The organism is Lysinibacillus sp. F12 (assembly GCF_057773605.1).
The window spans coordinates 1,149,577-1,162,757 of sequence record NZ_JBYMLP010000001.1 but is presented as its reverse complement, the minus strand read 5'-3'; the positions used below and the strand labels follow the sequence as shown (position 1 = coordinate 1,162,757).

Here is a 13,181-nt window from a genome sequence, read left to right as displayed (position 1 = left end):
TGATTTGGAAAATTGTTTACAGAAATTAAGGGAACAACATCACTATACTCAGGATGAAGTGGCAGAGTACTTACAGATTTCACCGCAGGTTGTGTCTAAATAGAAATTAGGAAAAGGTTATCCTGATATAGATAATTTCATTAAGTAAAGTGAACTGTTTCAAATTTCCTTAGATGAACTGAATAAAATAGTTGGCGACTTTTTTATGGCATTCTTGGTGGTTAGCCTTTCCGATTTTAGCGATCGCAACCTCTGCTTTTTATAAATAATGAAAAAGCTAGCTCTCCTTGAAGAGCTAGCTTTTAAGATTAAATAATAGGTTTTCTTTCTTTTATAACACGAATCGTTTTTAATGTTGTATCCTCTGGTCCTTGAACTGGTAACCCCGCCTCAATATTCATTTGAATATAAAGTATATTTTCTTGAGTAATTATTTCCCCGGGAATAAAAATTGGAATTCCAGGAGGATATACCATAATAAATTCTGCACAAATACAGTTATCTGCTTCAGCAAGTGGAACTACCTCAGTATCAGCATAAAAAGCATCACGGGGTGACATAGCAAGCGCTGGAATATCTGGGACATTAACTACAGCCTCTGTGATAGCAGCTTCCGAATCAAATGCTTTTGACATACGAGATAATGCATTTACTAAAAGATTAATTTCTTTTTTCGTATCTCCTAATGTCACTAAGCATAAAATATTATAAAGGTCAGACAATTCTACTTCGATATTGGCATTATAACGTAACCATTCCTCAGCTCGATGCCCAGAAATACCCAAATCTTTGACACTTATAAGAAGCTTTAAAGGGTCCATATCATAAGTAGCAGATGAATGTAATTTCTCCTTGCCTGCACATTTTAAGTGTGGGATTTGGTTAATTCGTTTACGTGCATCCTTTGCTAAACGTAGTGCATCGTCAATTAAATCATATCCATGAATCGCTAATTGACGTCGAGCTGTGTCAAGGGAAGCGAGCAATGGATAGGATGTTGATGTCGTTGTTAGCATAGAAAAAACAGCTTGTACACGTTTTGCTGAAACGAGTCCTTCTCGAACATTCAAAATGGATGTTTGTGTCATTGAACCACCAAGCTTATGAACACTTGTAGCAGCCATATCAGCACCTGCCTCCATTGCTGAATAAGGAAGGTCATCATGGAATTTAATGTGTACACCATGGGCTTCATCTACTACTACAGGTATATCACGGCTATGAGTGATTTCGACAATACGTTTTAAATCTGCTGTGAAGCCATAATAAGTTGGATTAATAACTAGCACAGCTTTTGTATCAGGATAAGCATTTAACGCTTTTTCGACAGCTTCAGGGGATATGCCATGAGAAATCCCGTATTCACTATCGACTTCAGGATGAATAAAAATAGGAATGGCACCAGCGAAAACGATCGCCGACATAATAGATTTATGGACATTCCGTGGCACTAGAATCTTATCGCCTGGACCAACGACGGTCAGAATCATCGTCATGATGGCGCCACTAGTACCTTGAACGGAAAAGAATGTATGATCAGCACCAAAAGCTTCTGCTGCAAGATTTTGCGCTTCTTTAATAGCACCCTTTGGTGAATGTAAATCGTCTAGTGGAGCAATATTAATTAAATCAATTGATAAAACGTTGTCGCCGACGAATTCTCGGAAAGCAGGGTCCATCCCTTGCCCTTTCTTATGGCCTGGAATATGGAACTGAATGGGATGTCTGTTCCGATGTTTAAGTAATACGTCGAACAATGGAGTCTCTAGTTGTGACAACGCAGGTACCACCTCACTTTTAATTATCTAAGAAAACAAATGAATTATAGCACCTAACGACACGAAAAAATAGACTTTTCATAAAAAATAAAAGGATTTTTTAAGGATATCGAGAAATTAATACCGAATGAAAGGGGAGGTATTATGAGTTGGAATACACGGGTGACAGAGCTTTTACAAGTAAAATACCCAATTATTCAAGGTGGTTTAGCGTATTTAGCCTATGCTGATTTAGCTGCAGCAGTGTCGAATGCTGGAGGGTTAGGTCAAATAACAGCAATGAGTTTACGAAGCCCTGACTTATTGCGAGCAGAGATTCATAAAGTACGAACATTAACAGATAAGCCTTTTGGCGTAAACTTTGCTATTGGTATGCATGGTACAGGCTATGAGGAAATGGTTCTCGTTGCAGTGGAAGAAGAAGTACCTGTTGTGACGATGACTGGAGGTAATCCTGCACCCATTTTTGATTTATTAGCAGGTACAGATATAAAAAAAATGGTACTGGTAGCTGCACGTAGACAAGCACAAAAAGCTGAGCAGCTTGGAGCAGATGCTGTAATGGTTGTTGGACAAGAGGGTGGCGGACATCTTGGAAGAGATGATGTAGGTACGATGGTGCTCGTCCCACAGGTTGTTGATAGTGTAAAAATCCCAGTTATTGCTTCAGGGGGAATTGGCGATGGCCGAGGCTGGATGGCTGCCCATGCATTGGGAGCTGAAGGAATTGAAATGGGTACTCGCTTTATTGCAACTAAAGAATGTGTTGATGCTTCTGCAGCTTATAAAGAGGCACTAATAGCAAGCACAGAGGCTGATACAACGATTATAAAACGTTCTATTGGTGCACCTGCTCGTGCTTTACGAAATGAGTTTACGGCAAAAATTTTAGATATTGAGAAAAAAGAGCCAACCTATGAAGCGTTAAAGGAATATATAAGTGGTTCAGCGAATAAGCGTTTTATTTATGATGGTGAACAAAAGCAAGGCTTTGGTTGGGCTGGACAAGTAACAGGGATGATTCATGATATTCCAACCGTTGAGGAATTAATCAATCGAATGGTTGCAGAAGCGGAAAGTATCCGGTTAAAATGGGGGCAATAATGTAAAGGTGGTTTTGTCGAATGGAATATTCTTATCCGTTTTCAACAGATTGGTCTACAGAGGAGATTGTGGATGTTGTTCAATTTTTTGAAGGAATTGAACAAGCTCATGAAAAGGGCATCAAGCGTGAGGTTATGATGGCTAAATATCGCCGCTTTAAGGAAATTGTTCCTTCACAGGCTGAGGAAAAAACAATCTTTCGTGAATTTGAAGAAGCGAGTGGCTATATTAGCTATCCTGTTGTTAAACAAACAAAAGAAGCCGCAGATGGTACAATTATAAAAATAGTCCCTAAAAAAAATCGATAAGAAAGCGGATGTGAGAAAAACTCACATCCGCTTTTTATTTTAGGGTGTTAAAAAACGACATTTGGCATACACTACTTCAACAAATAACATTAGGTTAAAGCTTATTTTAGGTCCTTCCCAACGATGACATTGTAAAAAGGTAGCAGGCTGTTGAATGTTTGTTCCGTTAACTGGTGGAATTCACTGGCAGTTAATTTTGTTGCTTGGTCTTTTGGAATATGACGACCAATTAAAAACTCACCTTTTTTTACATCTCGCAGACGTAAGAGCAATTCCTTAAGCTTGTCTTCTTTCGCCTCTTCAAGTGAAATGGCCTCTGGGGACATATGATCACCAGACACAATAAAGTCATCAGATAGCTGCTCAAATAAGGATGGATGAGCGAGTAAACGTTCTGCCATTACATTTTTTTGAGGAGCTTCATAAATAATAGCTAAGACGATGAATAAATGTGAGTGCCATAGACCAATCTGAAAGTGAGGCAATGATTTATAACCTCTTTTATACGGGGCGAAGGCAACCCAACTATCTTGTGGAGGGTTGACAGTTCTTCGAGCGTGTTTGGCAACATGAGGAAAGAATTCTTCACCTAGCTTGCTTGAGAAATAGGTGGCAAAATCATCACCAAGCTGATGGAATTTTGGGCGTACATGATCGTTTAATGCATTCATCCTTTGTTCTAAACCGTCTATTTTAAAAACATTAAAATCTTTGTTTGTCCACTTTATTTTAGGCAATTTTATTTTACTCCTTTCGTTTTATAAGGTTTATTTTACGCTGATTTTGGGAAAAAATCTTATAACAAGAACTATATCGAATTAGAAAAGTTTTTGTAAAAAAATTTAAAAAAGGAAGTGTTTTTATGAAACCAATCGTAAAAATTATACGTAAAGTTGACATTGAAAAGCAATATGAACACATTTTACAATTGGAATTAGATTATGAATTAGCTTCGCTGTTTGCAGCGATGAATGAAAAAAACGAAATTGAAATTGAAAAAAGTAAAAAACGTCTTGGAGAAATCCAGATGGAACTTGAAAGCTTGCACGCCTATGCGTAATCAAAATCTTATACCCATTTAAAAAATCACTTGCTGAATATTCCGACAGCAGGTGATTTTTATTGTGACAAAGGGTAAAATAGATACTATATTAAGCGAAATGAATTTCAGTAATTCTGGAAATTCATGTTTTATATCGCTATAAAGACATTGTAAAGAGATGGAACAGATGAAACTAAATGAATAAAGAGTGAGGAAAGAAAAGGCTTTTTCTTATATTCGAAGGGTGGGTTTTAATTGGATTTACAACAAATAGATGAATTTGCGAAAAGTATAATCTTTGAAGCTGGAAGGCGTATTCGAAAAGCCTTCTCGTATAATTTAGTCATTGAGACAAAATCAGGTGCCAATGACCTGGTAACAAATATTGACCGAGAGACTGAGTTATTTTTTATCGACCAAATTAAAGCTTTTAATCCAGCCCACAAAATTTTAGGCGAAGAAGGAATGGGAGAAAAGGTAGAGTCATTAGATGGTGTAGTTTGGATTATTGATCCAATAGATGGCACAATGAATTTTGTCAAACAACATCGTCACTTTATGATTTCAATAGGTATTTTTATTAATGGGGTAGGCAAGTTAGGGTACATATTTGATGTCATGCGTGAAGATTTATTTTATGCGATTGAAGGCCAAGGCGCATGGTATAACGATTCTCCATTGCGGAAACTTCAATCCGTTACGATGGAGGAATCAGTCATCGGCATCAATGCACATTGGGTAGCACCTAATCGACATATTCATCATGAAAAGGTCATTGAAATGGTCCGCAAAGTTAGGGGCACGCGTTCCTATGGCTCAGCTTGTATGGAAATCGCATTTGTTGTTAGTGGGAAGTTGGATGCTTACGTTTCCATGCGCCTATCACCGTGGGATATAGCAGGTGGTACCATTATTGCTCAAGAGGTTGGGGCCATTGCCACAAATTTGCATGGAGAGGGCTTTGACTTCTTGCATCAAGACACTTTTATTATCGCTAATCCTTCCATTCATAGAGAATTATTGGAAAAATATATTGTACCTTATGAATAAAAAGGAGCCGTCTAGTTACTAGACAGCTCCTTTTTTTAACTAAAGTAAACCTTGCATACGTAGTTTACGCTTCATTTTAAAGGCTGTCATGAAAATGACACAAGTAGCGACAATACCTGCTATTGCACCAAGTACACTACTAGCCGCCACTGAATAGCCAATTGAACACATTGCTAAAACAGCTGCTAATGCATAAATAGCCATTACGAATTTTGCACGATTCATAGCCTAGCCTCCTATATAAAAAATTTATCAATCAAATATATTTTTTAGAATGATGGAAATTCTAATAAGGACATTTCTATCCTTCTTGTGCTATAATATCACAGTTAAACATTCGAAAAAAGAATATGGAGTGGAATAATGACAAACTTACGTCAAGATCTTCGCAATATCGCAATAATCGCCCACGTTGACCATGGTAAAACTACCTTAGTCGACCAATTACTAAAACAATCAGGTACATTCCGTTCAAACGAACGTGTTGAAGAACGTGCAATGGACTCTAATGATATTGAACGCGAACGTGGTATTACGATTTTAGCTAAAAATACAGCAGTAAACTATGAAGGAACTCGTATCAACATCCTTGATACGCCTGGACACGCTGACTTTGGTGGTGAGGTAGAACGTATTTTAAAAATGGTAGACGGCGTTTTACTAGTTGTCGATGCGTATGAAGGTTGTATGCCTCAAACACGTTTCGTATTAAAAAAAGCATTAGAACAACGTCTAACACCAATCGTTGTTGTTAATAAAGTAGACAAAGACTCAGCTCGTCCACTAGAAGTAGTAGATGAAGTACTTGAATTATTTATCGAGCTAGGTGCAGATGACGATCAATTAGACTTCCCTGTAGTCTATGCTTCAGGTGTAAATGGTACAGCTTCTTTAGACGCTGATCCATCTAAACAAGAAGAAAATATGAAATGTCTATTTGAAAAAGTTATTGAATCTATCCCAGCACCAGTTGATAACTCAGAAGACCCATTACAATTCCAAGTAGCTTTACTTGACTATAATGACTTCGTTGGACGTATCGGAATTGGCCGCGTATTCCGTGGAACAATTTCTGTAGGTCAACAAGTTGCACTGATGAAATTAGATGGTACAGTGAAAAACTTCCGTGTAACGAAGATCTTTGGTTTCTTCGGTTTAAAACGTGAAGAAGTAGAGACAGCAAAAGCTGGTGATTTAATCGCCGTTTCTGGTATGGAAGATATCAACGTAGGTGAAACAGTTTGTCCTGTTGAGCATCAAGAAGCGCTTACGCCATTACGTATCGATGAACCAACTTTACAAATGACATTCTTAGTAAACAACTCTCCATTTGCAGGTCGTGAAGGGAAATGGGTTACATCTCGTAAAGTAGAAGAGCGTTTACGTGCTCAATTACAAACGGACGTATCATTACGAGTTGAAGATACTGACTCTCCAGATGCTTGGACAGTTTCAGGTCGTGGTGAGCTTCACCTATCGATCCTTATCGAAAATATGCGTCGTGAAGGTTTTGAATTACAAGTATCAAAACCACAAGTAATCGTGCGTGAAATCGATGGTGTAAAATGTGAACCATTTGAGCGCGTTCAAATCGATGTACCGGAAGAAAATGTTGGTTCAATTATTGAATCTATTGGTACACGTAAAGGTGAAATGCTTGATATGGTGAATAACGGCAGTGGTCAAGTTCGTTTAACGTTCTTAGTACCGGCTCGTGGTTTGATCGGTTATACGACTGAATTCATGTCAATGACAAAAGGTTTTGGTATTATCAACCATACGTTTGATTGCTACCAACCATTACTACCAGGTAAAATTGGTGGACGTCACCAAGGTGTGCTAGTTTCTATGGAAACTGGTAAATCAACAACTTATGGTATGATGCAAATTGAAGATCGTGGTACACTGTTCTTGGAGCCAGGTACAGATATTTACGAAGGTATGATCGTTGGAGAAAATACTCGTGACGCTGATATCACTGTAAACATCACTAAAATGAAACAAAAAACAAACATTCGTTCAGCAAATAAAGACCAAACGAATGTTATTAAAAAACCACGTATTTTATCTTTAGAAGAAGCGCTTGAATACTTAGGTGATGATGAGTATTTAGAAATTACACCAGAATCTATTCGTCTGCGTAAAAAAATTCTAGATAAAAATGAACGTGAGAAAGCAGCGAAAAAATTACGTAACGCAGAACAATAATTTTCGCTGACATGAAAGGAAGAGGAGTCTTGGATATTAAGTCCGCTTTATTGGGTGAACTAAATGTTATTCAAGTTGCTGCACAGACAAGTTCCGAGGAAACAACAAGAGTTTTTGGAAGAATGGCGGGTATAACTAGATTTTTATACGAAAATTTACCAAGCTATGAAATTGCAGGCTATGTTGTATTTCTTCTTGTATTTGCACTTTCTGCCATTGTCTATAAGCTTGGCTTTGCCAAGAAATTAAAACTATCTCAAAACATTATTATTTATGCGTTCCTCTTTTTGGGTTGTATCATGCTAACATTCTTCGCTCTATTCTTGCCAATGATTGAGGGCTTGATTGTAGCCGCCTTAATTTTAATTGTTTATAAAACAAGATTATGGCGTGAAAAAAGAGAAGAGCAACAAGCTGCCAATCAATAAAAGGCAGTACGTATTATATATTTAGAGCTTTAATCGTTTATCAAAAAGCCTTAGCACAGTAGTTGCTAAGGCTTTTTTTATATAACTAAAAACTTCTTCAAAAAAATCCTATTGCATACCTAATGCTACACAATTACAAAATCAATATAAAATGGTTGGCACCGAATTCTTCAGATGTGAATAAGTTAATGTCGATAGGCTTATTTTCATCACATCAAGGAGGAAAGGGAATGCGTTGGCTTACAAAAGGTTTTCTAATAGGTGTCATTGCTTTGTTACTCCTTTCTTTGACAGCATGTAATAAAGCAGAGCTAGAAAAAGTCAAAGTTGGAGAAGTAACTCGTTCGATTTTTTATGCACCTCAATATGTAGCGCTTGAAAAAGGATTCTTCAAGGATGAGGGTCTTTCTGTAGAGCTACAAACGATAGCTGGTGGCGATAAAACTATGACGGCATTGCTGTCAGATGGTATTGATATTGCTTTAGTCGGGTCAGAAACTTCCATTTACGTCACATTACAAGGGGCGAATGATCCCATTCAGAATTTTGCTCAGTTAACCCAAACTGACGGTACTTTTTTAGTTGCAAGGGAAAAAATAAATAATTTTTCATGGGATCAATTGAAGGATTCTACATTTTTAGGGCAGCGTAAAGGGGGAATGCCGCAAATGGCAGGGGAATTCGTGTTGAAGAAGCATGGCATTGACCCTGTTAATGATTTAACCCTTATACAAAATATTGATTTTGCGAATATTGCTACAGCTTTTGCCTCGGGTACTGGTGATTATGTGCAGCTATTTGAACCAACAGCTAGCGTATTTGAAAAAGAGGGGAAAGGCTATATAGTAGCATCTTTCGGCACGGAGTCTGGTAATTTGCCTTATACGTCCTTTATGGCGAAAAGCAGTTATTTAAAGGATGATAAGAAGACAGTTCAAGCCTTTACAAATGCCTTGCAGCGAGCACAGGATTTTGTACAGCAAGAGAGTGCCGCTGAAGTGGCAAAAATTATTCAACCTTATTTTGAAAATGTAGATGTTGCGATTATTGAAACAGTAATCGAGCGTTATAAAGCACAAGGCTCTTATGCAACAGACCCAATCCTCGATGAGGGGGAGTGGGATAACTTGCAAACAATAATGGAGGAAGCAGGTGAACTTCCTCAACGTGTGGAGTATGAAAAACTTGTGAACACAACTTTTGCTAAAAAGGCTGCTGAGTAATGGAATTTTTACAGCTAGAGAATATTCACCATAGTTATTTTTCAAGCACCCAGGCAAAGGAAGTATTACGTGATATTAGCTTGGCCATTCGTGAAGGAGAGTTTGTGTCGTTTATCGGGCCTAGTGGCTGTGGCAAAACGACGTTATTATCAATAATCGCTGGTTTGTTTCCAGCAACAGAAGGCAAGGTCTATATAGATGGTGAGGAACTATCGGCATATAATCAATCAAGCATTGGCTATATGCTTCAGCAGGACTATTTATTTCCGTGGAAAACGATTGAAGAAAACGTTACTATTGGTTTGAAAATTATGGAGCGAAGCAATAATACGCATAAAGTAACGGCCAATGCTCTTTTGCAAGAAGTAGGATTACCAAATGTGGGAAACAATTATCCACGAGAATTATCAGGGGGTATGAGACAACGTGTGGCACTTGCTCGCACCTTAGCAGTAAATCCTAAAATTTTATTGTTAGATGAACCATTTTCAGCTCTTGATTATCAATCAAAATTAAAGCTTGAGGATTTAGTTGTAGAAACATTAAAGACCTATAGAAAGACAGCAATTCTTGTGACACATGATATTGGAGAGGCAATAGCTATGAGTGAGCGTGTCTTTTTATTTTCTGCCAATCCAGGGACATTGCATAAAGTGTTTGAAATACCTGAAGAACTTCGTGAATTGTCACCGTTTGAGGTAAGACAGCATCCGACCTATGCAGATGTATTCCAAATCATTTGGAAGGAGCTGGAGAGCCTTGGATAACACATTATTTAAACAATATCAGCAAATGCTGAAAAAAGAAAAACGCTTTGTACGGCTATATCAGCTTATTATTCTGCTTCTTTTCTTTGGAGGTTGGGAGCTGCTTTCTAGATTAGAATGGATTGACCGTTTAATTTTTAGTTCACCGACACAAGTTTGGCATACATTTATCGAAAAAGTAATTGATGGAACTTTAACATTGCATGTTGGTGTGACATTAATGGAAACGGTTATTGGCTTTATTGCTGGGACTTTACTGGGGACGCTCATAGCTATCCTATTGTGGTGGTCACCATTTCTATCGAAGGTACTCGACCCTTATTTAGTTATTTTAAATGCGATGCCAAAAGTGGCGCTAGGACCTATTCTTATTGTTGCACTAGGCCCGGGTTATTTTTCCATCATTGCGATGGGGGCTTTAATTTCCATTATTATTACGACCATCGTAGTATATACGGCCTTTAAAGGTGTTGATCCGAATTACAGTAAAGTCCTACAAACATTCGGTGCAACTAGGTGGCAAATCTTTCGAGAAGTCATCTTACCAGCATCCTTTCCGACCATAATTTCAACCTTGAAGGTGAATGTGGGACTATCGTGGGTTGGGGTTATTGTTGGTGAGTTTTTAGTTGCCTCTAAAGGTCTTGGCTATTTAATTATCTACGGCTTCCAAGTGTTTAATTTTAACCTTGTGCTCATGTCCTTGCTTATCATTGCATTTTTTGCAACGATTATGTATCAGGTGGTTGAGTTGATAGAAAAGTCGGTTATTAAAAATAATGGCTAATATAGTAAAGAGGTGTCTCCTATGGGAGGCACCTCTTTTTGGTTTTATACATTAAAATTCTTTATCCATTTGTGGTGAAGTTCTATAAAAACGGAAATTACCTGTTTCTAAACGTGCAACCGTATTTTCTTTAATACGATCATGGCAATTGTCACACATATAAGTATGGATTGGACGATTACGTAATTTTTTAGCTAAAGGTAAATTATCGTCTATATTTTGAATCGTATCGCAAATTACGCATTTTACGCGCATTGCATTCCCCCCTATTCAGCGCGAATGGCTAATACGTTTTTAATAGGATTGTCAAGATTTGAACCATCTCTCATTAATACATGGATAGGACCATCCTCTAAGAGTGGTTTGCCATCTTGGCTATATTTTAAAATAAGTTTATAGGCTTCTTCAATAGAAAAAGGATATTCCTGACCATTTTCACATTCAAAGATAATCTTTGTTGCTTCAGGTTTAATTTCAGCATTTTTCAAGAAATGACCTAATTCAATACCAAATGTGCCTGTTTCCATTCCTTTACGGTCAAATTTACGCTCTGATTTTAATGTAGGTGGAAATGTAGCTCCTTCCATAATCTCACGAGACCAGTGAGCACCAACTTCACGCATATATTTGATGTCTGAATCTTCCTCAACATCTTGTGTCGTGAAATATGTTTTTAAATCTAATTTACGGTCATCGAAAATCCAAACAGTGGGATCTAATGTTAATTGATATGATACTGCGCCCTTGATAGGAATTATTGTTTCCATGATAGAAATCCTCCTCAAATCTTGTATATCCATGACATAGTATAACGCTAATGCCTAAAAATAATAAAGAAATAAAATTGGAATTCGGTATTTTCCAATGAAGACACTTGCATTTTTAACGACTAAAAGATAAACTTTATTAAGATAGAATCGAAGAAATATCAGATAATGGGGGCGTCCTCATGGATACGAAATCACAAACTTCTTTTCAAGAAAAGGCTTTGGAGCTTTTAATTGCTGATGCAGATAAGATTGCTCGCCTTATTCGAGTACAAATGGATCATTTAACAATGCCACAATGCCCTTTATATGAGGAAGTATTAGATACACAAATGTTCGGCCTGTCTCGTGAAATTGATTTTGCTGTGAAGCTAGGTCTGATTGAACGTGAAAAAGGCAAGGAAATTCTCGATTCACTCGAGAAAGAACTTTCTGTACTACACGATGCGTATACAGACAAATAAAAAGAAAAAACTCAAACGCTTTTTTGCGCTTTGAGTTTTTTTACTAGAACGAGGTTTTTCAGATGAAACAATACTTAAAACGATATGCACAAAATTTTGATTACCCCTTATTTTTTACTGTCCTATTATTGAGCTTATTTGGATTAATTATGATTTATAGTTCAAGTATGATGGTAGCTATTGTACGTGAAGGAGAAGCGCCTGATTACTTTTACCAAAAGCAAATCACCAATTTAATAGTTGCCTCTTTAGGTTTTATTGTGGCAGCATTTTTCCCTTATAAGCATTATGCGAATAAGAATATTATGATGATACTTACTATCATATTAGCTGTTCTATTTACTTGGCTAAAGGTAGCAGGGCATGGTGCAGAAGATGTAGGGTCACAAAGTTGGATACGTGTGCCTGGTTTAGGAAACTTTCAGCCATCTGAATATGCAAAACTATTTATAATTTTATATTTTGCAGCTGCTTTTTATCGCAAATCACAAAAATATACATTTGAAAAACTTCAACCGACGGAAATCTTTTATCCCATTTTTCTATGGATTCTAGTAGTGGCTGGTGTTGCATTTGAAACAGATTTAGGGGCAGTTATTATTTTATGTGGTATTGCCGTATCCGTCGTAGCTTCCAGTGGTATTCCCTTTAAAACCTTTTGGAAATTTTTTGGTGTATTGGCGGCATTCGGTGCTGCAATCCTTGGCATACTTTTGTTATTCAAGGGTGAACTATTAACTGATAACCGAAAAGGGCGAATTTTATCTTATTTAAATCCGTTCGAATATGAAAATGGTAGTGGTCACCAAGTGGCCAATAGCTATTATGCAATTGGTGGAGGCGGCTTAGAAGGAAGAGGACTTGGTCAATCCATTCAAAAATTAGGGTACCTACCTGAACCACAAACAGATTTTATTATGGCTATAATTATGGAAGAATTAGGGATATGGGGAGTTTTAATCGTCCTGACTGGTTTAGGGTTTATCGTGTATAAAGGTTTTTCTATTGCTTTGCGAACAAAGGATCCAATGGCACGCATGATTGCGGCAGGTATTGCGAGCTGGATAGGCTGGCAATCGTTTATAAATCTTGGGGGTGTAACTGGGTTAATCCCGTTAACCGGTGTAACGTTACCTTTTATAAGCTATGGCGGTACATCTATAATCATTCTATCTTTAGCAATGGGAATATTAATCAATGTTTCTATGTTTGAAAAGGTAGAGAGGAAAAAAACACAATCATAAAGGGGGATATC

The 13,181-nt window shown here is 37.4% G+C and carries 17 protein-coding genes; 12 read left to right on the top strand and 5 right to left on the bottom strand.

Features of this window, described 5'->3' with window-relative positions; all coding sequences use genetic code 11:
- The first annotated feature begins 4 nt into the window (after window positions 1–4).
- Window positions 5–103, top strand: a complete 99-nt coding sequence (locus AC3CH7_RS05895; protein WP_196243852.1) for a helix-turn-helix domain-containing protein — start codon at window positions 5–7, stop codon at window positions 101–103.
- 205 nt (window positions 104–308) lie between these two features.
- Here AC3CH7_RS05895 and AC3CH7_RS05890 read toward each other — a convergent pair whose 3' ends face one another.
- Window positions 309–1,778 (bottom strand): aminotransferase class I/II-fold pyridoxal phosphate-dependent enzyme, encoded by a 1,470-nt coding sequence (locus AC3CH7_RS05890; protein ID WP_031418880.1) that lies wholly within the window; start codon window positions 1,776–1,778, stop codon window positions 309–311.
- 144 nt (window positions 1,779–1,922) lie between these two features.
- Between AC3CH7_RS05890 and AC3CH7_RS05885 the strand changes: the two genes are divergently transcribed.
- Both AC3CH7_RS05885 and AC3CH7_RS05880 read left to right on the top strand, forming a co-directional pair.
- A complete protein-coding gene (locus AC3CH7_RS05885) occupies window positions 1,923–2,882 on the top strand; it encodes an NAD(P)H-dependent flavin oxidoreductase (protein ID WP_031418882.1) in 960 nt (319 codons plus the stop codon).
- Between the two features lie 20 nt (window positions 2,883–2,902).
- The gene (locus AC3CH7_RS05880) at window positions 2,903–3,190 is read left to right on the top strand and encodes a UPF0223 family protein (protein WP_012293108.1); all 288 of its coding nucleotides are present in this window, start codon (window positions 2,903–2,905) and stop codon (window positions 3,188–3,190) included.
- Between the two features lie 101 nt (window positions 3,191–3,291).
- Here the strand turns inward: AC3CH7_RS05880 and AC3CH7_RS05875 are convergent, their stop codons facing one another.
- Window positions 3,292–3,927, bottom strand: a complete 636-nt coding sequence (locus tag AC3CH7_RS05875; RefSeq protein ID WP_036160922.1) for a YktB family protein — start codon at window positions 3,925–3,927, stop codon at window positions 3,292–3,294.
- A 125-nt stretch (window positions 3,928–4,052) separates the two neighbouring features.
- Between AC3CH7_RS05875 and AC3CH7_RS05870 the strand changes: the two genes are divergently transcribed.
- Complete coding sequence (locus AC3CH7_RS05870; protein WP_012293110.1) at window positions 4,053–4,250, top strand: hypothetical protein; 198 nt, start codon at window positions 4,053–4,055, stop codon at window positions 4,248–4,250.
- 237 nt (window positions 4,251–4,487) lie between these two features.
- Window positions 4,488–5,282: an inositol monophosphatase family protein gene (locus AC3CH7_RS05865; protein WP_012293111.1), complete on the top strand. Its 795-nt coding sequence runs from the start codon at window positions 4,488–4,490 to the stop codon at window positions 5,280–5,282.
- 39 nt (window positions 5,283–5,321) lie between these two features.
- Here the strand turns inward: AC3CH7_RS05865 and AC3CH7_RS05860 are convergent, their stop codons facing one another.
- The gene (locus tag AC3CH7_RS05860) at window positions 5,322–5,507 is read right to left on the bottom strand and encodes a DUF5325 family protein (protein WP_012293112.1); all 186 of its coding nucleotides are present in this window, start codon (window positions 5,505–5,507) and stop codon (window positions 5,322–5,324) included.
- Window positions 5,508–5,645: 138 nt separating this feature from the next.
- On the opposite strand from AC3CH7_RS05860, the gene typA reads away from it, so the two are divergent.
- The 5 genes from typA (at window position 5,646) to AC3CH7_RS05835 (ending at window position 10,695) form a co-directional block, all read left to right on the top strand.
- Window positions 5,646–7,490 (top strand): translational GTPase TypA, encoded by a 1,845-nt coding sequence (gene typA / locus AC3CH7_RS05855; RefSeq protein WP_008173982.1) that lies wholly within the window; start codon window positions 5,646–5,648, stop codon window positions 7,488–7,490.
- Window positions 7,491–7,519: 29 nt separating this feature from the next.
- Complete coding sequence (locus AC3CH7_RS05850) at window positions 7,520–7,918, top strand: YlaH-like family protein (RefSeq protein WP_031418888.1); 399 nt, start codon at window positions 7,520–7,522, stop codon at window positions 7,916–7,918.
- A 230-nt stretch (window positions 7,919–8,148) separates the two neighbouring features.
- Window positions 8,149–9,141, top strand: a complete 993-nt coding sequence (locus AC3CH7_RS05845; RefSeq protein WP_031418889.1) for an ABC transporter substrate-binding protein — start codon at window positions 8,149–8,151, stop codon at window positions 9,139–9,141.
- Complete coding sequence (locus AC3CH7_RS05840; RefSeq protein WP_012293115.1) at window positions 9,141–9,908, top strand: ABC transporter ATP-binding protein; 768 nt, start codon at window positions 9,141–9,143, stop codon at window positions 9,906–9,908. Before AC3CH7_RS05845 ends, AC3CH7_RS05840 begins: the two co-directional genes overlap by 1 nt.
- A complete protein-coding gene (locus tag AC3CH7_RS05835) occupies window positions 9,901–10,695 on the top strand; it encodes an ABC transporter permease (protein WP_012293116.1) in 795 nt (264 codons plus the stop codon). Before AC3CH7_RS05840 ends, AC3CH7_RS05835 begins: the two co-directional genes overlap by 8 nt.
- 51 nt (window positions 10,696–10,746) lie before the next feature.
- Here AC3CH7_RS05835 and AC3CH7_RS05830 read toward each other — a convergent pair whose 3' ends face one another.
- Together AC3CH7_RS05830 and AC3CH7_RS05825 are read right to left on the bottom strand one after the other, a co-directional pair.
- Entirely contained in the window at window positions 10,747–10,950 is a 204-nt protein-coding gene (locus AC3CH7_RS05830; protein ID WP_012293117.1) for a YlaI family protein, read from the bottom strand.
- Between the two features lie 11 nt (window positions 10,951–10,961).
- Window positions 10,962–11,462 carry a molybdopterin-binding protein gene (locus AC3CH7_RS05825; RefSeq protein ID WP_012293118.1) on the bottom strand — a complete coding sequence of 167 codons (501 nt, stop codon included), beginning with the start codon at window positions 11,460–11,462 and terminating at the stop codon, window positions 10,962–10,964.
- 182 nt (window positions 11,463–11,644) lie between these two features.
- On the opposite strand from AC3CH7_RS05825, the gene AC3CH7_RS05820 reads away from it, so the two are divergent.
- Complete coding sequence (locus tag AC3CH7_RS05820) at window positions 11,645–11,926, top strand: Fpa/YlaN family protein (RefSeq protein ID WP_012293119.1); 282 nt, start codon at window positions 11,645–11,647, stop codon at window positions 11,924–11,926.
- Between the two features lie 62 nt (window positions 11,927–11,988).
- Window positions 11,989–13,170, top strand: coding sequence for an FtsW/RodA/SpoVE family cell cycle protein (locus tag AC3CH7_RS05815; RefSeq protein ID WP_012293120.1), 1,182 nt, complete (start codon window positions 11,989–11,991; stop codon window positions 13,168–13,170).
- The last annotated feature ends 11 nt before the right edge of the window (window positions 13,171–13,181 follow it).